The sequence below is a fragment of the Neobacillus sp. YIM B06451 genome (assembly GCF_032667185.1).
Lineage (GTDB): Bacteria > Bacillota > Bacilli > Bacillales > Cytobacillaceae > Bacillus_D.
This window is the reverse complement of sequence record NZ_JAVFKJ010000001.1, coordinates 189,548-212,916: the sequence shown is the minus strand read 5'-3', so window position 1 is coordinate 212,916 and position 23,369 is coordinate 189,548. Positions and strand designations below refer to the sequence as shown.

General features: G+C 45.1%; 24 protein-coding genes. 5 read left to right on the top strand and 19 right to left on the bottom strand.

Going from position 1 to position 23,369, the window contains the following annotated elements:
* Positions 1-156: 156 nt before the first annotated feature.
* The 9 genes from ptsP to RB160_RS00905 all read right to left on the bottom strand — a co-directional run bounded on the left by ptsP (position 157) and on the right by RB160_RS00905 (position 8,424).
* A complete protein-coding gene (gene ptsP, locus RB160_RS00945; protein ID WP_316568337.1) occupies positions 157-1,872 on the bottom strand; it encodes a phosphoenolpyruvate--protein phosphotransferase in 1,716 nt (571 codons plus the stop codon).
* A complete protein-coding gene (locus tag RB160_RS00940) occupies positions 1,872-2,138 on the bottom strand; it encodes a phosphocarrier protein HPr (RefSeq protein WP_316568336.1) in 267 nt (88 codons plus the stop codon). Before RB160_RS00940 ends, ptsP begins: the two co-directional genes overlap by 1 nt.
* A 227-nt stretch (positions 2,139-2,365) precedes the next feature.
* Complete coding sequence (locus tag RB160_RS00935) at positions 2,366-3,577, bottom strand: DUF4129 domain-containing protein (protein ID WP_316568335.1); 1,212 nt, start codon at positions 3,575-3,577, stop codon at positions 2,366-2,368.
* 159 nt (positions 3,578-3,736) lie between these two features.
* Entirely contained in the window at positions 3,737-4,945 is a 1,209-nt protein-coding gene (locus RB160_RS00930; protein WP_316568334.1) for a DUF4129 domain-containing protein, read from the bottom strand.
* Complete coding sequence (locus RB160_RS00925; protein WP_316568333.1) at positions 4,942-6,135, bottom strand: DUF58 domain-containing protein; 1,194 nt, start codon at positions 6,133-6,135, stop codon at positions 4,942-4,944. The genes RB160_RS00930 and RB160_RS00925 overlap by 4 nt, the downstream gene beginning before the upstream one ends.
* Positions 6,135-7,082, bottom strand: a complete 948-nt coding sequence (locus tag RB160_RS00920; protein ID WP_316568332.1) for an AAA family ATPase — start codon at positions 7,080-7,082, stop codon at positions 6,135-6,137. The genes RB160_RS00925 and RB160_RS00920 overlap by 1 nt, the downstream gene beginning before the upstream one ends.
* A gap of 36 nt (positions 7,083-7,118) precedes the next feature.
* Complete coding sequence (locus RB160_RS00915; RefSeq protein ID WP_316568331.1) at positions 7,119-7,862, bottom strand: SDR family NAD(P)-dependent oxidoreductase; 744 nt, start codon at positions 7,860-7,862, stop codon at positions 7,119-7,121.
* Positions 7,863-7,936: 74 nt separating this feature from the next.
* Entirely contained in the window at positions 7,937-8,125 is a 189-nt protein-coding gene (locus tag RB160_RS00910; RefSeq protein WP_316568330.1) for a Spo0E family sporulation regulatory protein-aspartic acid phosphatase, read from the bottom strand.
* A 104-nt stretch (positions 8,126-8,229) separates the two neighbouring features.
* A complete protein-coding gene (locus RB160_RS00905; RefSeq protein WP_316568329.1) occupies positions 8,230-8,424 on the bottom strand; it encodes a hypothetical protein in 195 nt (64 codons plus the stop codon).
* Positions 8,425-8,696: 272 nt separating this feature from the next.
* Between RB160_RS00905 and RB160_RS00900 the strand changes: the two genes are divergently transcribed.
* Entirely contained in the window at positions 8,697-8,885 is a 189-nt protein-coding gene (locus tag RB160_RS00900) for a YkvS family protein (protein WP_316568328.1), read from the top strand.
* 242 nt (positions 8,886-9,127) lie between these two features.
* A complete protein-coding gene (locus RB160_RS00895) occupies positions 9,128-9,739 on the top strand; it encodes a CPBP family intramembrane glutamic endopeptidase (protein ID WP_316568327.1) in 612 nt (203 codons plus the stop codon).
* A 182-nt stretch (positions 9,740-9,921) separates the two neighbouring features.
* Here the strand turns inward: RB160_RS00895 and RB160_RS00890 are convergent, their stop codons facing one another.
* A complete protein-coding gene (locus tag RB160_RS00890) occupies positions 9,922-10,965 on the bottom strand; it encodes a YkvI family membrane protein (RefSeq protein ID WP_316568326.1) in 1,044 nt (347 codons plus the stop codon).
* A gap of 212 nt (positions 10,966-11,177) precedes the next feature.
* Here RB160_RS00890 and RB160_RS00885 point away from each other — a divergent pair, with 212 nt between their 5' ends.
* Entirely contained in the window at positions 11,178-13,337 is a 2,160-nt protein-coding gene (locus tag RB160_RS00885) for an ATP-dependent Clp protease ATP-binding subunit (RefSeq protein ID WP_316568325.1), read from the top strand.
* A gap of 79 nt (positions 13,338-13,416) precedes the next feature.
* Here RB160_RS00885 and RB160_RS00880 read toward each other — a convergent pair whose 3' ends face one another.
* Positions 13,417-15,111 (bottom strand): M3 family oligoendopeptidase, encoded by a 1,695-nt coding sequence (locus RB160_RS00880; protein ID WP_316568324.1) that lies wholly within the window; start codon positions 15,109-15,111, stop codon positions 13,417-13,419.
* A gap of 190 nt (positions 15,112-15,301) precedes the next feature.
* Entirely contained in the window at positions 15,302-15,742 is a 441-nt protein-coding gene (locus RB160_RS00875) for a MarR family winged helix-turn-helix transcriptional regulator (protein ID WP_316568323.1), read from the bottom strand.
* Between the two features lie 207 nt (positions 15,743-15,949).
* On the opposite strand from RB160_RS00875, the gene RB160_RS00870 reads away from it, so the two are divergent.
* A complete protein-coding gene (locus RB160_RS00870) occupies positions 15,950-17,179 on the top strand; it encodes an MFS transporter (protein ID WP_316568322.1) in 1,230 nt (409 codons plus the stop codon).
* Between the two features lie 64 nt (positions 17,180-17,243).
* On the opposite strand, the gene RB160_RS00865 is transcribed toward RB160_RS00870, so the two are convergent.
* Positions 17,244-17,771 (bottom strand): hemerythrin domain-containing protein, encoded by a 528-nt coding sequence (locus RB160_RS00865; protein ID WP_316568321.1) that lies wholly within the window; start codon positions 17,769-17,771, stop codon positions 17,244-17,246.
* A gap of 206 nt (positions 17,772-17,977) precedes the next feature.
* Here RB160_RS00865 and RB160_RS00860 point away from each other — a divergent pair, with 206 nt between their 5' ends.
* Positions 17,978-18,319: a hypothetical protein gene (locus RB160_RS00860; protein ID WP_316568320.1), complete on the top strand. Its 342-nt coding sequence runs from the start codon at positions 17,978-17,980 to the stop codon at positions 18,317-18,319.
* 179 nt (positions 18,320-18,498) lie between these two features.
* Here RB160_RS00860 and RB160_RS00855 read toward each other — a convergent pair whose 3' ends face one another.
* The 6 genes from RB160_RS00855 to RB160_RS00830 all read right to left on the bottom strand — a co-directional run bounded on the left by RB160_RS00855 (position 18,499) and on the right by RB160_RS00830 (position 23,318).
* A complete protein-coding gene (locus tag RB160_RS00855; protein WP_115450877.1) occupies positions 18,499-18,783 on the bottom strand; it encodes a ferredoxin family protein in 285 nt (94 codons plus the stop codon).
* On the bottom strand, positions 18,783-20,078 hold the full coding sequence (locus RB160_RS00850) for an FAD-dependent oxidoreductase (RefSeq protein WP_316568319.1): 1,296 nt from the start codon (positions 20,076-20,078) through the stop codon (positions 18,783-18,785). The genes RB160_RS00855 and RB160_RS00850 overlap by 1 nt, the downstream gene beginning before the upstream one ends.
* A complete protein-coding gene (locus tag RB160_RS00845; protein WP_316568318.1) occupies positions 20,071-21,102 on the bottom strand; it encodes an electron transfer flavoprotein subunit alpha/FixB family protein in 1,032 nt (343 codons plus the stop codon). Before RB160_RS00845 ends, RB160_RS00850 begins: the two co-directional genes overlap by 8 nt.
* A gap of 32 nt (positions 21,103-21,134) precedes the next feature.
* Positions 21,135-21,959: an electron transfer flavoprotein subunit beta/FixA family protein gene (locus RB160_RS00840; protein ID WP_316568317.1), complete on the bottom strand. Its 825-nt coding sequence runs from the start codon at positions 21,957-21,959 to the stop codon at positions 21,135-21,137.
* A 339-nt stretch (positions 21,960-22,298) separates the two neighbouring features.
* Positions 22,299-22,562 carry an aspartyl-phosphate phosphatase Spo0E family protein gene (locus RB160_RS00835; RefSeq protein WP_316569034.1) on the bottom strand — a complete coding sequence of 88 codons (264 nt, stop codon included), beginning with the start codon at positions 22,560-22,562 and terminating at the stop codon, positions 22,299-22,301.
* Positions 22,563-22,793: 231 nt separating this feature from the next.
* Positions 22,794-23,318: a cupin domain-containing protein gene (locus tag RB160_RS00830; protein ID WP_316568316.1), complete on the bottom strand. Its 525-nt coding sequence runs from the start codon at positions 23,316-23,318 to the stop codon at positions 22,794-22,796.
* Between the last annotated feature and the right edge of the window lie 51 nt (positions 23,319-23,369).

Here is a 23,369-nt window from a genome sequence, read left to right as displayed (position 1 = left end):
TTTATTCCAGATTCAAAAAAAAAAAATCCGGCTGCATTTGCAGCCGGCAAAAAGGGGGAAAATGAGAATGATTAGCTTACACTAAATCATACTAGTTGCTTGGTAGTATATTACCCGTAAACCTGTCCCTAAAACCTTTTAAATATTACATTAACATTACAAATCTATTTCATTTTTTACAGATTGAATAACTTCTTCAACCGTACCCATGGAAAGCGCTTTTTGGGCCAACTCTTCCATATCTGATTTGCTAAGCTTTTTCATAAGAGACCTTGCTCGAAGGATGGACGAGGCGCTCATTGAAAACTCATCCAGCCCTAGTCCGACCAGAAGAGGGATTGCCGTTACATCGCCCGCCATTTCGCCGCACATGCCAGCCCATTTCCCTTCTGCGTGGGCGGCATCAATCACCATTTTAACAAGCCTGAGAATTGCGGGGTTATACGGCTGATACAAATAGGAAACCCTTTCATTCATACGGTCCGCGGCCATGGTGTATTGGATCAAATCGTTTGTTCCAATACTGAAAAAGTCGACTTCCTTTGCGAATTGGTCAGCCAAAATGGCAGTCGATGGAATTTCAACCATAATTCCGACCTCAATACGATCAGAAACTGTAACCCCTTCTTCCGTAAGCTTTGACTTTTCCTCTTCCAAAATCTCTTTTGCTTTCCTGAATTCATCAAGCGTTGCAATCATCGGGAACATGATTTTCAAATTCCCATAAGAGCTTGCGCGCAGAAGGGCCCTTAGCTGGGTACGGAAAATTCCATCCTGGTCAAGGCAAAGCCGGATCGCCCTGTATCCAAGGAATGGATTCATCTCTTTCGGAAGGTTTAAATAAGGAAGTTCCTTATCTCCACCGATATCAAGGGTCCTGACCACGACCGGCTTTCCTTCCATTCCTTCGAGGACGGCTTTATACGCTTCAAATTGCTCATCTTCCGTCGGCATCTGTTCCCTACCCATGTAAAGGAATTCAGTCCGGAAGAGGCCAATCGCTTCCGCCCCGTTTTCAAGGGCGCCTTTTAAATCCTTCGGAGTACCGATATTGGCGCCAATCTCAACTTCATGGCCGTCAGCGGTCACAGTCTTTTCATTAATCAATTTTGCCCAATCTGCCTTTTGGGCTTCATAATCGGCTTTTACCTGCTCGTAAGCCTGTACCAATTCCGGAGTAGGGTTGATATGGACTTCACCTTTAAGGCCATCGACAATAACCAAATCCCCGTTCCGGATTTCCTCAGTCGAAGTCCTAGTGCCTACAACTGCCGGGATTTCCATTGAACGGGCCATAATAGCCGAGTGGGATGTCCTTCCACCAATATCCGTTGTAAAGCCTTTCACAAATTGCCGATTTAGTTGTGCAGTATCTGATGGAGTCAAGTCTTCCGCAACGATGATAACTTCTTCGGCGATCATGGAAGGGTTCGGAAGCTGGACGCCAAGCATCCTGGCAAGCACTCGTTTTGTAACATCGCGGATATCCGCGGCTCTTTCCTTCATGTATTCATTATCCATGTCTTCAAACATGGAAATGAACATGCCTGCAGTTTCATTCAAGGCCGTTTCGGCATTGACCTTTTCACCCGAAATCCTGTCCTCAATTGGAGAAATAAGCTCAGGGTCGGAAAGGACGAGAAGATGGGCTTCAAAAATGGCAGCTTTGTCCTCGCCCAGGTCTACCCGCGCTTTATCGCGAATCTGGGCCAATTCAGCCTTCGATTGCTCAACCGCAGCCCTGAACTTCTCTATTTCCGCATCGGGATTATCGATTGATTCCCTGCTGAAAGATAAGTCGGGCTCAATTAACCTGTATGCTTTGGCAATGGCGATTCCATTCGAAGCGGCAATCCCCTGTAAAAATGCCATTATTCAGCCAAGCCTTCTTTTTTCAATGTTTCTTCAAGTGTGCGAAGAGCTTCCTCGGCATCTCCGCCCTCAGCTGAAATGGAAATCGCCGAGCCCTGGCCGATTCCCAAGGACATAACGCCCATAATGGACTTCAGGTTCACTTTTTTCCCTTTATATTCAAGGTTGATTTCGGAATCGAACCTGCTGGCTGTTTGAACAAGAAGTGTTGCCGGCCGAGCGTGGATTCCTGTGTCTGCAGTAACCGTAAACTGTTTTTCCGCCATACTTGATCAATCTCCTTCAATTTTATATTAATGGTCTGTTGCGAGGACGACCGCCGTTTATACGGGCTATAATGCCCGGCAACCAAAAACCGCCCCTAACCTTTTTAACTTAACCAATATTTATATTATAGTCAAATAAACAGGCAGGCTGCCGGTATTTTACCCTTTACAGGTAAAATACAGGAAACCTGCCTCGCATACATTACAAATAGCTACCGCCAAAGAAACTACCCTTTTGGCTTCTTCTTTTGTTCCTTGCGTTTCTGCTTAATTTGTTCTCTTATTCCCTTAAGTTGATGGCGTGCAAATTCAAGTTCCGACGGATCAATCTTGATGTCTCCATAACGGACATCCTCGTATACTCCGATCAGTCTTTTGTCGGACGGCATCCCTATCCGGCTCAACCATTCTCCGATCGTTTCCGCCTCGAATCGCCCGAAACCGTTTTTGAACGCGAAATATTCCAGGTTGAAAACCTCCCGCCGGAGCGGATTATTCGGAGCGGCAGGCTTCCTCCTTTTTACTATTCGCCCACCTAAATGGGCAACTAGCGACTGTTCAATGGCATTACTGGTTTTTCCATCTAAAACAATCCTGTTCCCTTTATAATAAAGGTAGATGAAAATCACTAAAAGAGCCAACCCAGTCAGCACCATCAGAAAGATTCCTGTGAAATAATAGGTACCCTCATTGTCAAACCGTTGTAATTGCTGCTGCCACTTCATAAATTCGGTTTCTTTTGGCATCCTATTCGAATCAAACAATAAAGAAACTATCTTGAAGGCTAAGAAAAGAATTGGCGCCGTGATAATGCCGTAGACCCAAACGATTCCTTGTAATACAAAAAAGAATACCAATTTGAAATAATCCAATGCAAGTGCGATGCTAATTGAAAACAAGACAAGCAGGGTGACTTTTTTTGATAAAAAAGTGACAAAACCTGCTTTCTCTCTAAAATTTCCTTTAAAATTGTACAGGTTCAGCAACAACCGCCCTAAGAGTACGCCCATAAACTGTAAAATTACTAAAATAATCGTCATGTGAAATAACGATTCATTTTTGAAGTGCGAAAATATTAATCCTGGAACAACCGCCAGACCCCAAAAGGAAGCGACCCATAAATCATGGTCTTCCTCCCTTCCACCTTCGAGGGAATTCCCTCTCCAGAAAAGGAAGGCTCCCGCACTAATCACCGAAAAAGGGTGGAAGCCGGTAAACATTCCAATCAAAAGTAGAGCAGGAAGAAAAAAGATCAAAAACAACATTTTCGCCTTTTCTCCCCACCTGCCAAGAAGCAAAAGATAAACGGTGAAAAAAATAACCAATACAAAAAGCGCTGGAAAAACATACCACAGTCTATCGTTTGGCCATAAATACGGAAAAACTAGAAGGACCCCGAAAAGCAATTCAATTAAAAACAAATAAACTTTTCTAATCATATATCGCCTTCCTTTTTCAAAAGGTAAAATAGGACAACCTATCCATTACATTAAATGCAAAAATAACTCACGGCATGTTTTTGAATAAATCAGTGCTGTCCTATTTCCTGCCATGCAGGTCTTTTAACAAGGAGGCTATCTAATAGAAATGAAAATTTGTTACTTGCCCTTCCGCTTCTTTTGTTCCTTCCGTTTCTGCTTAATTTGTTCCTTTATTCCCTTAAGTTCATCACGTGCAAATTCAAGTTCCGACGGATCAATCTTGATGTCTCCATAACGGACATCCTCGTATACTCCAATCAGTCTTTTGTCGGACGGCATCCCTATCCGGCTCAACCATTCCCCGATCGTTTCCGCCTCGAATCGCCCGAATCCGTTTTTGACCGCGAAATATTCCAGGTTGAAAACCTCCCGCCGGAGCGGATTATTCGGAGCGGCAGGCTTCTTCTTTTTCAGAGTCCCACCAGCTGGATTCAATATTCGAGTGAGGCCCGCAGAAGTTGCTTTTGTGTTTTCAAAATGGGTGCTGTTCCTCTTTTTATACAGATAGATGAATAGCCCGATTAATGCGAGCACTGCAAGCACCATTAGCACCATTTCAGTATTTTTTTGCATTGCTTGTTCGCGCATGACTTTAGCCACGCCCGGCCTTTCAATTACCTCGATCTGATTGGCAGCGTCTGGATCCGTCCACAAATTCACTGATTCAGACCACATAAGTATAGGTGATGCTATGATTATGAAAATCCAAGCCACTCCTTTCATGACCAAAAAGAACGCGGATTGGATGTAATCCATGGCGAGTGCGATAATGCTGCCCGCCAAAACAATGGGGCTGACGAGTTTCCCAAAAAACGCAAGGTAGCCCACCTTATCCTTTCGATTCCCTTCAATCTTCGCAAGATTTAAAAGGAATCGGCCTGAAAGCACCACCAAAACCTGTACGACCACCAAAATGATTGTAATAAAGAAAATCGTTTCGTTTTTTGTATAAGCCCCGATCATTGCCGGAAATGCAGCCATGGCTGAAAAGGTCGCAAGCAACAAATCATGGTCCTCATTTTTTCTCCCTGCAAGGGCATTGCACCTCCAGAATAGAAAGGCAATCGCGGCCGCCACGGGAACCGGGTGCAGGCCGGAATAATAAGTCCCGGCTGCATATAGCGCTGGTAAGAATAGGGCCAAAAATAAAATCTTCACCGTCTGCCCAAATCGGTCCAAGAGCCATGTATAAATGATAAAGACGATTAGGAAAAGGGAAAGGGCCGAAAACACCTGCCACCCTTGTTCCCTTGGCCAAAAATATGGAAATACGAGCATGGCGGTGAAAAGCAATTCTATTACAAACAAATAGACTCTTTTCATCAAGATGACCGCCTCCCTTCCACAGAAGGTGAAAACTGGGAAAGCTCCGCTTTATCCTGAATCGTTTTTAAAACCAGTAGCCTTATGCCCCTATTCTTAAATTCATCCAGCTTTGCTGCTGTAAATCCCGGCATTTCACCCGCATGGATTAGGCAGGGAAGCATATGGAGGTTCCTGTCCATATAGGAGAGCATCTTGTCATACGGAAAGGGAGCAAAAGAATTTGCAAGCGCTAGCATTTCATATATTTTCTGCAGCTGCTCCCTTCCATTTCCCGGCGGAAGGTAAACGAATGGTACTTCGCCAGCATTCCTCATATTCATGCAAAGTGATACCGGGATTTGTTTCGAATAAGCAAAATAAGCAAGATCGGCGGCACTTTCAAGTATTTCTTCAAGGTTTCCGGGAACAGAATAGCCATCCGCGAGGTTTATGCAAATAACGATCCCTTTTTCCGAAACCTGGTCATACAGTTTAGTTTGGAGCTTCCCAGTCCTGGCACTCGCTTTCCAGTGAATTCTGTGAAAACCGTCCGAATAAGTGTAGTCCCTTGTTCCGGCGGGAGAAAGCGTATCCTCGTAAAGGGAAAATGGAGTAAACTCGGATCCTGGCTTCAATGAAACCAAATCCATTTTATTCACTACTTCGAGCCTGTCTGGATAAACGATTACTTCCTGTGGAAGCGCAAACCGGTATTCGAGATTGACTTTCCCGAATCCGAACAGGTTCGGTATTTGAAGTTCAATCTTTCTGATTTTCGCCAATCCTCTTTGTTTGCTCAAAAATGGGAGTTCGAACTTCTTTGACTCCCCCTTATTGACTGATAAATGAAAGGAAACTTCATGAAGCCATTTCTTATCATTTTCATCAGCGCCTGGTGGCTCGACTGCCTGGTCGAAGAAAACTCTTGCTTCCGCATTTAAAATCGGCCAGCCTCCATTTGTGAACACCATTTCCCATTTGCCTTGTTCGTTGATGAAATACCGGTCCCTTCTCCTCTCCATCAATACTTCAAGGCCTTCCCCCACTTTTTTTTCATACAAAAGATTGAGGGATATCAATACAAAGGATATGACACCGGCAAAGAATAATAAATTTGAATCAAGGTAAAGTGATAGCAGGACTAGAAAAACCGCCGCGAACTGGATGGGGACGATTTTCCCTTCTGAAAATGAATGCTTCCCCCACGACATTAGCTAGCCCCCGCTTCAACCGGGACAGGCACACTTTCCATGATTTCCGAAATAATTGCCTCCGGGCTTTTTGTAAGGGAGCCTTCTGTTGATAAATAAATGCGGTGTCCCAATACAAATGGGGCAACTGCTTTAACATCATCCGGCACGACATAATTCCTGCCAGCCAGGAAAGCCTTTCCCTGTGCAGCCTTCATCAAGGCAAGCGTCCCCCTCGGGCTGACCCCAAGCTCGATTAGCGAATGTTCCCTCGTTTTCCTCGCAAGTTCAAGAATATACGTCTCAACTTCATCATTTATTTGCACTTTTTTTGCCGCGTTTGACAGTTCCTGCAGCTCGTTCTTACCGAGAACCTCCTCAATCCTGGAGGCAATAATGCCAAAACGGTGAATCTTCAATATTTCTTTTTCTTCATTAAACTCAGGGTAATCGGCATTTAATTTAATGAAAAAACGGTCCATTTGCGCCACTGGAAGGGGGAAGGTTCCCTGCTGGGATTCGACCGGATTCTGAGTGGCGATAACCATGAAAGGCCATTCTAGAGGCAGGGTATGCCCATCAATTGTTACCTGCATTTCCTCCATCGCCTCAAGAAGGCTCGACTGAGTCCTTGGCGTTGCGCGGTTTATTTCGTCAGCCAGGACAATATTTGCGAAGATTGGCCCGTGCAGCAACTCAAACTCCTGTTTCTTCGGATTGAAAAACTGGATCCCGGTAATATCCCCAGGGAGAACATCCGGGGTAAATTGAATCCGTGAAAAACTTCCTCCAACCGCCTCGGAAAACTTTTTTGCAAGCATCGTCTTGCCCGTTCCAGGAACACTTTCTAAAAGAACATGGCCATTGAACAGCAGAGAAATGAACATTAGCTCGATTTCCTGATCCTTTCCGACCAGATGGACCCCTATTTCTTTCTTTAGCTTGTTACCAACCTCTAAAACTCCCATTTTCCCACTCCTATAATTTTCTTTTTTTATAAACGTCTACTCTTCATACACCATCTTCTTCGTCATGCCGCCATCTATGATGATATTTTCTCCAGTTATGAAATTATTCCGGGGATCGGCTAGGAAAAGGCAAGCCCTTGCAATATCCTCTGGCTTTCCGACCCTGCCGCTTACATGCTGGCTATGATCGCGTTCCGTAAGCAAATCGTAGTTGGCAGTTTCAATCCAGCCTGGGCTGATACAGTTCACTGTAATTCCATAAGGCCCAAGTGTCCGTGCCAATGCATGCGTCAAGGCAACGATGCCGCCTTTTGAAGCCGCGTATGCTTCAGTATTTGGCTCAGACATAAATGCCCTGGTCGAAGCGATGTTGATGATGGTACCCCCAGTCTCCTTCATGATCCTGGCAGCAGCCTGAGAGCAAAAGAACACGCTGCGGAGGTTTGTATTCAGTATCTTATCCCATTGGCTTGCCTGCATTTCAAAGAAATCATGGAAGGTTGAAATGCCTGCATTATTCACGACAACATCAATTTGCCCGAACCGCGAAACAGTTTCTTCGAATAGACCGGAAACGCTTTCTTCACTCCGGACATCCGTCTCGAGGAAGACCGCATTAAAGTTCACTTCCTTGAGGCTTTCAGCGGCTTCCCTTCCGCTTGGGCTGTCAATATCGGCCATCACTACATTCGCGCCCTGGACGGCAAACTCCCTTGCTATGCCCAATCCAATCCCATTTCCTGCCCCGGTTACAATGATTGTTCTCCCTGCAAATCGCATTCCACATACCTCCCAACTGTTGCTTATCGGAAAAAACAGGCGTCCAGCAGTAAAACTGGACGCCCTCGGCCGATTCAATTTTTCAAAGCCAGTGAGCAGGGAAAACCAACAACGATCGCCTTATTATGCAGGTTTAGCAAATCATCCAGTTCCCGGCTAATAGTAAGGGTATGGGTGCTTGCTATCCCAGTCATGGCGGCCGCCAAAATCATTTCTTTCCGCTTGTTTTCTATTCTATACAGCAGCTTTTCATGGGATGGCATTGGTCTTTCACCCTCACTCCGCATAGGTTAATGGGTTTATTGTACACCTACAGGAAAAAATTCACAATATATTCGTAAAATTTTTACAAAAAATCTTGACCATTTTAGCTTCTCGGTTCCGGTAAATATTCATATATAACATTTCCGCCACGCTGGGCTATTCCGCGAAAGTGCTTGAAATCCTCCCTGTTAACGAGTATCTTTCGAAATTCAAGGAAATCTTCATTCGTAACGTAATATTCGGCAAGTTCTCCGCTTTTTAGCCTATCGAGTATTTCATGGATCCCTTTCTCGTCCATTCTGATTCACCACCTGCTTGCAACAATTTAATAGGAATGCTCCTTTATTCCAAATCATAAATGAGCCGATTTTGGCTGTCCAGCCCCTGAACTTTTTAGAAAATAGTTACTAGGTAGAAAATTTTAGGAAAGAAAGCCTTTACGTTTTCATAAAATTAGTGCAAACTGTTAATAAAATCTGCCCAATAGTGAGATAAAAAGCTATTCCGATTTAAAAAGCATCAATTGGAAATAGTCTATTAAAAATTAGGGATGAAAAAGGAGAGAGACAGTTGAAGAGAGCAGAAGTAGGGAACGTCATTGAATTCCGTGGCGGGCTGCAGGGAATCGTAGAAAAAGTAAATGAAAACTCTGTTATCGTAGACCTGACTTATATGGACAATTACCGTGATCTTGAATTGGACCAACGGACAGTTATTAATCATAAAAACTATAAGATTATTAAAGAAACAGCCAACTAATACAATATCAAAAAGCAGCGGAGCCCGGAGCCCCGCTGCTTTTTTTTCGGGAAGCTTTTCGGCCAAATGCCACATCTATTCCTTCCGCCCAACGGCAATTCTTTCCCCTCTTTTTTTCCTGCCTAAAGTGGGTTGGCGGCCTTTCACAATAGGACTTCACTTGTAAAAAATCCACGGACTTTTTTTGATTCCTTCTATTTGTTACAATAGGTCTTAATGCACGAAAGGAGACAGACGTTTCAATGGTATCGGAAAAAATTGATTACCGCTTAGTTGGAGGCTTTTTGCTAGCCCATCTTTTACTTTATTTCACTTTTCAGGATAAAAAAATTTTTTGGTATATATTCCCTGCCTGCCTGCTGGTCTTAACAATATGGACAATCCTGCTTGAGGACGTGGACGACAGAATATCTTTTATCCGGTATATTACAGCTGGCATACTGTCGGGACTTCTTTTGTATGGGCTCTTTTATTTTGGGAATGCGATGATCCATTATTTCAATTTCCCTCTTGGAGACAACATCGGAAGGCTGTACAAGTGGTTCGCGCCAGAGCAATTTTGGCACTATATTGCCCTTGTTTTAATTGCTGTCCCCGGAGAAGAGTTATTTTGGAGAGGATTTATTCAAAAAAGGCTCCTCAGGCACTTTTCAGCATTTTGGAGCATTGTTGTCTCAGCTGCCATGTATGCTTCCGTCCATATTTATTCCACTGAAATGATCCTCGTTTTCGCGGCATTTATTTCAGGGATTATCTGGGGCTTATTATTCGCCTGGAAACGGAGCATTCCGCTCGTTATCGTATCCCACCTCGTTTTTGACCTATTGCTATTTATTTTGGCTCCCCTGTACTAATGCGAAAAGGGAAGATGCCCGTTTAGCGATTCACGGGAATAGACGGAAGCAGCTGCTTGAATTGCTTCCCTGTAACTTTACGGCGAGCTGAGCGGGATTACATTAACTTATTTCAAGTTATCTACAAGGTTCCATTTTAAAATTCCTAGACATACAACAAAGGCCGCCGGTTTCCGGCGGCCTTATTTCATACCTGGCAATGGCTTTACCCACAAAAGGATAAGAAAAAGAAGGCTGACATAACCGAACAGCGGATATAGTAAGGAAAGAAGCGTTCCGTAATGGACAAGGCTTGCGGCATACGAAACAGCAAATATTCCAGTCGTTATCGTTATGGTATGAAGCGGCACATATTTTCTAATTTGGCGTTCGAGCCCATAAATATTTCCAATGACTGATGTGAAAATTTCCGCGTAAACAACTGCTATAAACACCCAATGAAGTCCTCCAGCCACATTTCTCATCACTTCCGCCATTGGGATGTCATAGGTATCAAGGTTTGGGAGCATGACAAGTGTTAGGTGGCTTGAAATGAGAATAAGAGTAAGCGCGGAACCCCCGAGAATCCCTCCCCATTTGATTGTCCAATCATCCTTTACCTCGAACGCGATTGGGACAAGGACAGCCTGTGACAATCCCAGATTGAAAGCAATATATAAAAACGGAGAGATGGCTCCCTTCCAGCTTCCGCTTAAATCTCCCACCTGAAGGAAGGCTTCGGTAAATCCCGGCATCGTAACCGATAAAGACATGAGCATCAGGCTGAACAAAATCATGGCAGGTACAATGAACGTGTTGACCGCGAACAGCGCTTTTGTCCCGAAAACCATAACAATAATGGAGAGTGCAATCGTTAAAAGGACACCGAAATTCCTTGAAGCGCCAAGCTGTTCCTCGAATACCGCCCCGGCTCCGGACATCATGACGGAAGTTACGCCAAGCAGCATGAGCAACATAAGGATGTTTATGGCTTTTGAAGCCCTGCGGCCAAATAAAAATTCGTTAAACCCCTGATACGTATCGACATTCGCCCTAGCAGCCGCCCTCATCAATTTCGCACCCATTGAGATAAGAAGATAGCCGCTAATCAATATTCCAAAAAATCCAATCAACCCATATCGTGAAAAAAACTCGACTATTTCCCTGCCTGTCGCAAAACCAGCCCCAACCACGGTACCAACATAAACGGCCGCAATTTGGAAAGCTCCTGGCCAATTCCGTTTCACCCAATCCCCTCCCCCTAAACACTATATGGAGAATAGGACAAACAATGCCATCAAATTCTGTGCCACCAGGAAATGACCGTTTTTGGTAAAAATTACACAAGCAAAACTATTGAAAGTCAAAGTTGGTCAGAGTATACTTATCACCAGAAAGGTCAAAGAAAGTCAAAGACAAAAAAGACCTTCAGATAGATTATTAAAAAGGAGGCAGATTTATGCTTTGCCAACTATGCAACCAATCACAAGCAAATGTACAATTTAAACTTATGGTGAATGGCAGAAAGAAAGATTTATTGCTTTGCCAGGACTGCTTTAGCAAAGAACGCCAGGCAATTGCCGGCTCATTCGGGCCATCTGCCGGATTTCCATCTTCATTTTTCAACCAATTTAACGAGCAGCCATTCGGCGGAATGGGCTACCCAGGCCAAATGGATGAAACGATAAAGGAACAGCCTAAAAAAAGTGGGGGCAACGGATTTTTTGACCAATATGGGAGAAATCTTACCCAATTGGCCAAAGCGGGCCTAATCGATCCCGTTATCGGACGTGATGAAGAAGTTGAACGGGTTATTGAAATATTAAACCGAAGGAGCAAGAATAACCCGGTCCTCATTGGGGAACCAGGGGTTGGTAAAACGGCAATCGCAGAAGGCCTTGCGTTGAAAATAACGGAAGGAAAGGTACCCTCCAAGCTCTTGAACAAGGAACTTTATCTGCTTGATGTAGCGTCCCTGGTTGCCAACACAGGAATTCGGGGCCAGTTTGAAGAACGGATGAAGCAAATGATTTCCGAGCTACAATCCAAGAAAAACATCGTCCTATTTATCGATGAAATTCATCTATTGGTCGGAGCTGGTTCTGCAGAGGGATCCATGGATGCAAGCAACATCCTCAAACCGGCGCTGGCTCGCGGCGAGCTTCAGGTGATCGGCGCAACAACCCTGAAGGAATACCGCCAAATTGAAAAGGATGCGGCACTTGAACGAAGGTTCCAGCCAATCCATGTCCATGAGCCTTCCGTCGATGCCGCAATTAAAATCTTAAAAGGAATTCAATCAAGGTATGAAGACTTCCATGAAGTGACATATTCAAACGAGGCAATTGAGGCGTGTGTCCAATTATCAAACCGCTATATCCAGGATCGTTTCCTCCCGGATAAGGCAATTGACTTGCTCGACGAAGCCGGCTCAAAACTGAACCTGTCTGCCGTTGCGGTTTCCTCGAAAGAAGGCATTGAGGAAAGATTGAAGGCAATTGCTTCTGCTAAAGAAGCCGCGCTTAAAGAGGAAAATTATGAAAAAGCCGCGGAACTGCGTGATGAAGAAGCGGAACTTGAAAAAACGCTTGAAAATGCAGGGCAATCAAACCGCCCGGTCGTGGAAGCGAAACACATTCAGGAAATCATTGAAAAGAAAACCGGTATTCCAGTCGGCAAACTGCAGGAGGATGAACAGCAAAAGCTGAAACATCTGGAGGAATCGCTAAATGGCAAGGTCATTGGCCAAGAGGAAGCTGTCCGCAAAGTAGCGAAAGCCATCCGACGGAGCCGCGCCGGCCTTAAAGCAAAGCAGCGCCCTATCGGCTCATTCTTGTTTGCCGGCCCTACAGGCGTCGGTAAAACTGAACTTACAAAAAGGCTTGCTGAAGAGCTTTTCGGTTCAAAGGATGCCATGATTAGGCTTGATATGAGCGAGTTCATGGAAAAACACAGTGTTTCCAAACTGATTGGTTCCCCTCCAGGCTATGTCGGCCACGAGGAAGCCGGACAGCTCACCGAAAAAGTCCGCCGCAATCCATACAGCATCCTGCTTCTCGATGAGATTGAAAAAGCCCACCCGGATGTCCAGCATATGTTCCTGCAAATTATGGAGGACGGCCGCTTGACAGACAGCCAAGGGCGGACAGTAAGCTTTAAGGACACTGTCATCATTATGACAACGAACGCCGGGGTCGGCGTTAAGCCAATCCATGTAGGCTTCGGAAACAGTGGATCTACGTCCGAAAGCACCCTGCTTGAATCACTCGGAAGCTTCTTCAAGCCCGAATTCCTGAACAGGTTTGACAGCATTATAGAATTCAGCAGCCTTAAGAAAGAAGACCTTCTCCAAATTGTTGAATTGATGGTAAAAGAGCTTCGGGACAACTTGTCCGAGCAAGGGCTTAGCCTTACTGTCAACAATGAGGCAATGGAGAAACTGGCCGAACTTGGTTACCATCCGGCGTTCGGCGCCCGTCCGCTCCGCCGAGTTATCCAGGAACAGCTTGAAGATCAAATCGCAGACCAGATTCTTGACAATTCGGATGTTGTAGAGATTGAAGCCGTTTTGGAAGAAGGACAAATTTTGGTCCGCCCGCAATCAGCAGTTCGCCAATAATCTAATCGCTAAACCCTTATGATAAAAATGAAGCCCGATCCAGACATTTAAGTTTCTGGGCCGGGCTTTTTTACATGGATTAAAGTTTTTTATCGTCGATGGAATTCAGGTAGTCCTCAATTACGCCGACCACGGATTCGACACAGCCTTCCTCGAATGGAGAAATCAAGCCGGCCTCCTTGACTAGACCCGTAAATGATTGGCTTCCTCCTAGTGTGCAAAGGCGGGCATAATCCTTCCAGGCAGATTCACGGTCTTCCCTGGACTTTTTCCAGAACTGGAACGCGCAAATCTGCGCAAGCGTATAGTCGATATAATAGAACGGAGAATTATAAATATGGCCCTGGCGTTGCCAGAATCCGCCTCTCGATAAGTAATCATTGTTTTCGTAATTTTTGTGCGGCTGGTATTTCCTTTCAATTTCCCGCCATTTCGCTTTTCTTTCCACAGGCGTAGCATCCGGGTTTTCGTACACCCAATGCTGGAACTCATCAACAGAAACGCCATACGGAAGGAACAGCAGCGAATCGCTAAGGTGCTGGAACCGGTACTTATCAGTGTCTTCCTTGAAGAACAGCTCCATCCATGGCCAAGTGAAGAATTCCATGCTCATTGAATGGATTTCACACGCCTCATATGTTGGCCAGTAGTATTCAGGCACATCGAAATGGCGGCTTGAATACACTTGGAACGCGTGGCCTGCTTCATGTGTCAACACGTCAATATCGCCTGATGTTCCGTTGAAATTCGAGAAGATAAAAGGTGCCTGGTAGTCCTCGATATATGTGCAATAGCCTCCGGACGCTTTTCCCTTTTTCGCAACAAGGTCCATAAGGCCATTTTCCTGCATGAAACGGAAGAATTCTCCCGTCTCAGGGGAAAGCTCGTCGTACATTTTCTGTCCATTCTCAATAATCCACTCGGGGCTTCCCTTCGGAGCTGGGTTCCCTGAAGTAAAACTGAATCCTTCATCATAATAGTAAAGCTTGTCCACGCCAATTCTCTCCTGCTGGCGTTTTTTAATCTTCGTGGCAATCGGCACGATAAACTCTTCGACCTGCTTCCTGAAACCGGCGACCATTTCCGCGTTGTAGTCAGTGCGATGCATCCTGTAATAGCCAAGTTCAACGAAGTTTTTATAGCCAAGCACGTGGGCGATTTCTGTCCTTACCTTGACAAGGTCGTCATAAATCCTATCAAACGCCTCTTCATTTGCGCTGAAAAAGCCAAATTTCGCTTCGCTGGCCCGTTTCCTTGTGTCACGGTCAACAGATTGGATGAATGCATCAAGCTGCGCAAGGGTACGTTCTTCCCCTTCAAACTCATTTTTTGCGGAAGCAACGAGCTTCGTATATTCGGTCGTTAGCCGGTTCTCTTTTTGAAGCAGCGGCACGATTTCCGGCTTAAAGGTTTTCAGCTGTCCTTCTGCCAGCGCAAACAGCTGGCGTCCCCACTTTTGCTCAAGCTCCACGCGGAATTTCGAATTCGTTAGGGCTTCATAATACTTTGTGACAAGCCCTTCAAGCTCAGGTCCAACTTCGTCAATATAATCCTGCTCCGCCTTGTAAAACTCATCCTCCGTGTTAATTGTATGGCGGACAGAAGCTAGGGAGATCATTGTCCCGATATGATTCCTTTGCTTATTGATTTTTTGTATCGCTTTTTCCTGCTCCGATGCACTGGCCGCGGAGTTGAATTCCTCGAGCGCAGCTTCGAACTGCTTTTTAATATCTGCCATGTCCGGCCTTACGTATGTATAATCCTGAAATTTCACCTGGAACCCCTTCTCTCTTTTTAATTTCACATAGTTCATTTCGACATCCGAAACTTGGATTCCTCCAATTTGTGAAAAATCCCATTAAAATTTGTACCACGCCCATGATGGCAGACACCAAGGTTATGAAGATCTCGAAGAACATAAAAAAAAATGGCATAAATATGCCATTTTTTCTGGAGCCCGATCCTTAAAACTTCCCGGATGGCAGGCCAAGTTTCTTCAATAGGGTGATTGCCTCTTCCCGTTCCTGTTCAGTTAGGCGTGACATGAGCTCATGAATATTCCGTTCGTGCTCGGGAAAAACCTCTTCAATAAAAGACTTTCCTTTATCGGTAATTCTCGCATAGGTCACCCGCCGGTCACTTGGACATGCCACCCTTGCAATAAGCCCTTTTTGCTCCAATTTATCGACGACATAAGTGATGCTCCCGCTCGCAATCAGGATTTTTCCGCCGATTTGCTGAAGGGGCTGGTCACCTTTATGATAAAGGAGCTCAAGAACGGCAAACTCGGTTGGGTTCAGGCCGTTTTCCTGAATAAATTTATTGACCTGCTCGTTGATCGCCTTATAGGCCCTGGATAAAACAATGTAAAGCTTAAGTGATTGTGAAATTGACTCTCTTTCCAATTTAATCAAATCCTTTTATTATGGCGATTAAAATCGCCTTGAATTCAAGATAATTATAATAAACTTTTTGGACAGTGTCAATGAACCTGTTTACAATAACTTCCATGATTGATTTGTCATTAAAACAATTTTAAAACGTATCTTTTTATTTTTAATGATGACAAAATACTGTAATATAGGGGGTACAAACTTAAGGGAGCATTGCATATGAACCAGGCAGCATTAGTCCAAAAACCTGCCGATTCCGGCCAGGCTACCACCTATAAAATTCTTTTTATCATAGCCCTATGCCATTTATTGAATGATTCGCTTCAGTCGGTTGTACCCGCCATGTTTCCGATTATCGGCAAGACGCTTGGGCTTAGCTTCACCCAGCTGGGCATGATTGCCTTCGCTTTGAATATGGTTTCTTCCGTCATGCAGCCTGCCGTCGGGCTTATGACTGATAAAAAACCGATGCCCTATGCTTTGCCTGCTGGGCTTGCCTGTTCGATGGCTGGTATCCTCGGCCTCGCTTTTGCGCCGAATTTCGCGTTTATTATCCTATCGGTAATTTTTATCGGAATCGGCTCGGCTATTTTTCACCCCGAGGGATCCCGTGTCGCATATCTCGCGGCTGGCCCAAGAAGGGGACTGGCACAATCTATATATCAGGTTGGAGGCAATTCCGGCCAGGCCCTCGCTCCGCTCATAACGGCTTTAATCCTTGTTCCATTTGGACAGAAGGGTGCAGCCCTATTTGCAGCAGTCGCTGGCATTGCGGTCGCCCTGTTACTGTATATCGCCCGCTGGTACACCGAAAAGCTTTCTGCCACAAGGAAGGCAGCCGTAAAGAAAATCGGTAACAATGCCGCGAAGAAGGGGCTTCAGAGAGGCATCCTGCCAGCGCTGGCGTTAATCCTGCTCCTGATCTTCGCACGATCCTGGTATATATCCGGAATAACGAACTTTTACGCTTTTTTTGCAATTAATGAATATTCGTTTACGATCAAGCAATCGCAATTCCTTCTTTTTGCGTTTCTGGTTTCCGGTGCTGCCGGTACATTTTTTGGTGGGCCGCTGGCAGACCGGTTCGGTAAGAAGAATGTCATCTCTGCATCCATGCTGTTCGCGGTGCCTTTTTCGGCAATCATTCCATTTTTGCCTTCCGCCGCCGCACTTGTTTGCCTAATACTAAACGGATTCATTTTGATGACAAGTTTCTCAGTTACCGTTGTATATGCCCAGGAGCTCGTGCCAGGGAAAATCGGGCTTATGTCCGGGTTAACTGTCGGCCTTGCATTTGGCATGGGTGCAATCGGGTCCGTTGGGCTTGGCTATATCGCCGACCTGGCAGGCCTGAAGGAAATGATTATCGGAGTCGGCTTCCTTCCATTTCTGGGCATCTCATCGCTTCTCCTGCCTTCTGATAAAAAACTCGAGCAATGGCAAACTTAGAAAAGCGGCATCCATCCTACTTAAGGTTGGCTGCCGCTTTCTGTTTGGTTTTTAGTTACTATTTCTAAATTTCGTTGATTCTTTGATATAGCTCCGCTTTCTCATCGTCTGATAACATCCGTTGCGCCATCGGGAAAAGGACATTCTCTTCTTTTGCGAAATGCTCGGTCAATGTATAGTATGCTTCTTTGATTTGGGAAGCAAGCTCCCGGATTTCATCCTCGGAAAACTCAGCCCCCTCTTGCGCGGTTCTTTCCAGGTAAGTGCCAATAAGTGTTTTTGCCCGGTCATGTTCGTATTCCATTACAGCAATCGGACCTGATGTACGGCCAATATATTGTCCCATCATGTCAAACAGGACGCCTTCCTCCCGGTCGGAATGGGGCCCCAAATCGGCAATGAATTTGTTAGTCCTTTCTGTCAGCCTGGAGAACGTTTCTATAACATCCTCCTCTTTTTCAATTTTCCGTACTTCTTCAAGCAGGCCATCCAATTGGGATAGGAGTGGAGGATGTTCCTCCTTTAATTGTTTCAGCCCTGGACATAGCTCAACCTGTCCCGCTCCACCAAATGCACTCATGCAACCGCTCATTGATATTCCCCTCTCAATAAATTGTTATTTGAGAACAGTATAGGACGTTTTCATGAGAAAAGTTGTGATGGCTATCACAAGCCATGAATTTGTCAAAAAGTATGTGGATACGCTTTCAAGTTTCGAAAAATTTTAACATTTGAACTGGTATTCACCTTCATGGATTTCATATAATTTAGTTAGAACCAAAAAAGGAGGGACAGAACTTGAATTTCCCATATTATAGAGACTTTTACCCAAAAATCATCATGCCAATCGGGAGCAACGACACTGCATTGTTAAAGGAATCCCCCTTTGCGGAGACAGGCGCCACCCATTGGTTGATTGCGCTACAAGGTGATCATGAAGGGGTTCCCGCCGGATGCTGCAATTGGAAGGTGCTCGTCTATACATCAGACCCCGATGGTACATTCAGCTGGGATAAACCGTATTATGCCTCTTCGTTGATGGAGTCGATCGACTCTGCTATTGAACTTGCGCAGGAATTTGAATCATTTGGAAAAAATGACGTACTTTGCACAATGGGTTCAGATAAAAAAATCAGCTAATCTCTAAAATCTTCCTCTTTTTAGCTTCATCTTTTTGCCTTCTATTGTGAAATCCCATACATAGCATGTAAATAGTGTTTACTCTTATTCTCATAAAACGATTAACAAAAGGTTTCATCCAGTCAATAGAAAAGCTGCCTGCATTTAATTGCAGACAGCTTTTTAATTTCGTTTCTATCTTAAGCAAGCCGGAAGACGATTCCGTGGCCGCCCTTTGGATATTCCCATTTAATATTCTGGTATGGACAGCCTATCCTGCAGCTGCCGCACTCATGGCAACCCTCAAAACCGACCTGCATCCGCTTCCCTTCCCATTTATAAACTTCGGCTGGGCAGAAAACAGTGCAAAGTTTATCAGGGCATTTGGTCGCGCAAATGTCGTGATCAAGAACGGTTAAATGGGACTTTGTGTCACACCTGAAACGAAGGAGATACTGTTTTTCTTCCAGAGTTTTGGTTGACATTATTTCACCGCCTTCCATGCGCGATAGACATCCTGCAGCACCTTGAGCGTGCCGCGTTCACTAGTAATACTCTTCATGATTTCCTTCTGTTTGTCGCGTTTAGGTGTTCCGTCAACCGTGAAGAATTTGCTCATCGCCTGGTTCATCATCGGTACATATTCCTTGAAGTACTGTGGATATTTTTCGAATGTATGGGCTGCATCTTTGTATTTTTCAAGGTCTTTCATGATAAAGCTTCCATATAGTGCTTCACGGTAGCTGTTCAGGCTCGCTTCACTGAAATTGTTGCGGGCTTTCGCCTCTATGATCGCTTCTGCGGCAAGCTTTCCAGAATACATGGCCATGTTCGATCCTTCGCGGTGAATCGCATTGACAAGCTGCGCAGCATCCCCTACGACTACAACCCCATTCCCAGCAACCTTTGGCACTGACCTGAATCCGCCCTCCGGAATTAAGTGGGCCAAATATTCAGCTGATTCCCCGCCTTCAAGCATCGGGCGTACCATTGGATGAGTCTTCAGATAGTCGAGCAGGTCATATGGCTTCAGCTTCGCCTTAATCATGCTCGACAACGTTGTACCTACTCCAATATTAAGGCTTTCTTTATTAGTATATAGAAAAGCCGTTCCAAGGTTCCCTTTTGTTGAATCCCCGAATATTTCAATTGTACACCCGTGGTTTCCTTCAAGATTGAACCTGTCGTTGATTTTCTCCTTTGGAAGATTAATAACTTCCATGACAGTCAGGGCAACTTCATCCGGACGGAACTCTTTATGGAAGCCAAGCTGTTTTCCAAGCAACGAGTTTACCCCATCGGCGAGTACAACAACATCCGCGTACACATCGCCATCCGGCCTGTCAGTACGGACCCCAATAACCTTCCCGTTCTCGACAATGCATTCCGTTACTACCGTTTCGTTAATCAGGAGCGCCCCTTGCTCGACGGCCTTCTGTGCAAACCACTGGTCGAATTGAGCCCTGAGGACGGTAAAATTGTTGTATGGCTCACTTGCCCACTCCATACCTTTATATCCGAAGGAAACGACTGATTCCTTATCCATCATCCAAAAACGCTGCTCGACGACAGGACGCTCAAGAGGCGCTTCTTTCCAAAATTCTGGAATTAATTCCTCTGTCTGCTTCCTGTAAAGGACGCCGCCCATTACGTTTTTGCTGCCTGGGTATTCCCCTCTTTCAATCAGCAGCACGTTCAATCCGTTCTTTGCGCACACAAGGGCGCATGCTGTACCGGCAGGGCCAGCACCAACTACGATTACATCAAATTTTTCAGGCATAACTGATTTCACCGCCCTTTTGGTTCCGCATCTGCTTAAATTGTTCTGTCAGTTTCGGGACGATTTCCAGCGCATCCCCTACAATACCGTAGGTGGCTACATCAAAAATCGGCGCATTTGGATCTTTGTTGATCGCAATGATGATTTCTGAGTTTTTCATGCCGACCACATGCTGGATTGCTCCGGATAAGGCAATGGCAAAGTAGATTTTTGGCGTAACCGTTTCGCCTGTCTGCCCAATTTGGAGATGGTGCGGCAGCCATCCGGCCTCAACAACATCCCTCGTCCCGCCAACAGTCGCGCCAATCGCATCGGCTAGATCGTAGAGCATTTGGAAGTTTTGCAAATCCCCCATACCTTTACCGCCGCATACTATCACATGGGCATCAGAAAGGTTTGCTTTATTTGTTATGTCTTTCACAATTTTAAGCACTTTTGTGCGCATGTCATCTTCCGACAGGGCAATGCTCTCTTCAATGATCCTTCCGGTGCGCGAGGTGTCCGGCTCAAGCGCTTTCATAACTTTCGGCCTTACAGTCGCCATTTGAGGCCTGTGCTTTTTGCAAAGGATGGTAGCCATGATATTTCCTCCGAACGCCGGCCGGCTGGCTTCAAAAAGGCGGTTATCGAGGTCAATATCAAGCATTGTCGTATCCGCGGTCAAACCGGTGTTCAAATCAGTCGCAACAGCGCTTGCAAGATCCTTTCCGTTCGGTGTCGCACCATAAAGGAAGATTTCTGGTTTATACTTTTCTGCAAGCATGATGACGCCCTTCATGAACGACTCTGTCCTGTAGTTCTTCATGACCGGGTGGTCGATAACATACACTTCATCGGCCCCATATGCAATCACCTTTGATGCGAGCGCCTTTATGCCATGCCCCATCAGCACACCAGCAAGCGGAACCTCAAGCTTATCGGCAAGCTTTCTGCCAGCGCCTAGCAGTTCAAGCGAAACGCCTTCAATTTCGCCATCCGTTTCCTCTATAAAAACCCAAACTCCTTTGTAGTCCTCTATATTCATCAGAATCCTCCTATCCCCTTATGCTGGTTTAATTAATTTGCCGAATTGGGCGTCAAAAGCTCTTTTTTGTCCATCAGGAGGCTGATTAGCTCCTTTACCTGCTCATCCGCGCTTCCGTCGAGCCTTTTTCCACCTTCGGGCTTTGGAGGGGAAAACATTTTGCCTACGATGGTAGGGGATCCTTTGAGCCCAAGCTGGGTTCGGTCAACATTTTCGAAATCACTCACTGCCCAGATGACAGGCTCGTACCTGGCCGCCTTAATCATATTTGGGAGAGGCGAGTATTCAATTTCATTTATTTCCTTTTCGACTGTCAACAGACAAGGCAACTGGGATTGGATAAGTTCATAGCCATTTGTTTGCTTCCGTTTAATCAAGACTGTCTTTTCTTTCAGATTCACTTCAGCTACTTCAATTACATTGGTGATAGGCGGGATATCAAGCCTTCTTGCAATACCGGGGCCAACCTGCCCTGTATCCCCATCAATTGCATGCTTTCCGCAAATCACCATGTCAATTGGCAGTTCCTTGCTTATTTTTTCCAGTGCTTTTGACAATGCATAGCTTGTAGCTAGAGTATCCGCACCAGCAAATGCTCGGTCGGAAATGAGGTAACCCCTGTCGGCCCCGATTTCGACACTCCGCTTAATGACAGCGGTTGCCTGGGGCGGGCCCATCGAAAGGACCGATATCGTTCCTCCCGTAAGTTCCCTGATTTTTACAGCTTCCTGGACGGCATGGGCGTCATATGGATTCAGGATGGCTGGCGCGCTCCGCCTGTCAAGCGTATTTGTTTTTGGATTGATTTTGATGATTTTTGTATCTGGTACCTGTTTGACACAAACAACAATATGCATGTACTACCTTCCCCTCTGCAGAAAATTTGTGTAAGCGTTTCCCTTATTAATTCATTTAATGCTTTTGTTTTACGATATATGATTCGTAAGACAAGCATAGTACCAATAAAAACCTGTTGAAATACATGATGAACTGTCCTCGTCCTGTTCGTATTCAGCCCGAAATAGGAAAAACAGTTGAGGCGGTTATTAACATGCTGTTAATACTACTATAAAAAATATTCAGATATAGACAATGATATAAATCACATCTTATGGATTTTTATATAAAATTTTGGAAAAATAGAGAACTTTTTCGACAAAAAAAAGAATGCCGTTACGCATTCCTTCCAAAGGGTTTTAAATGGCTGATGAGACCGCCAGTCTTTCCCGATTAATTGTTGTTCGCCCCTTACGCCAGTTAGTAAGGAAAATGGCGGAACCGTTTTCCGGCTGCCAGCTCGTCTGCCTCGCCTTTTGATAGGCAACAATTAACTCATCCAGTTCCTGGCTGTACTGAATCGTTCTTTCATTGGTTAAACCATTTTCGATAGCCGAGTCGATCATCACTTTTCGTTTCATCTTAATCTCGTCCAGCAGATTCAACAGGTCAAAGCTATTCATAAGCACCTTTATCTTGCCTCCAGATAAATCCATTATTTTACAATAGAGATGTGCCCCTAGATCGTAAAAAGAGGCGCTTGTTGCATTATGCCAGCCTTTGGCACCAAAGTAAATAGATTCGCAAAACAGGTCAAAACATCTTATATTTCTTCGTTATTCGACATGGCCGGCTTCTATTTTTCCGATAAATGAAAAGAGCCGGATAAACTGCGCCGGCTCTCTTGGATAATTTTATATAGCATTTTCGTAAATTGGCACCCAGCCTTCAGAGGTAACAAAAATCCTGATTGCAACTACCTTTTTGTCGTCCTGGAGTGTAAAATAGTGGCGGACATTCTCCGGGACTGAAATTAGGTCGCCCGGGTCAAGGTTGACTTCAAAGAATTCACCATTTTTCCCCTGAATCACAAAGACCCCGTGCCCGCTTACAATAAACCGGACTTCATCATCAGTATGATGGTGTTCCCTCTTAAAATTTTCAAGGAGTGCATCCAGATTCGGTGTCGACTCGGACAGCGAAATTACATCCTGCGCCTTATAGCCCCTTCTTGCGGAAATTTCCTTGATTTCATTCTCGAATGCCTTTAGAATCTCCTCCTTGTCCCCTTCGGAAAGAGCATAGTTCTCCTTCAGGTTTTCAGGCAGCTTGCCGACATTCCAGTTCTCATAAATGACCTCCTGCGATTCAAGGAAGGCCGCGACTTCCTCCTCCCTCCGTAACTCTTCACCGCTCGTTTGAAATTTGATCCATGCCATTTCTATTCCTCATTTCCTTATCTTTTGGCCAGGTTTTCCACCTGGCTGATT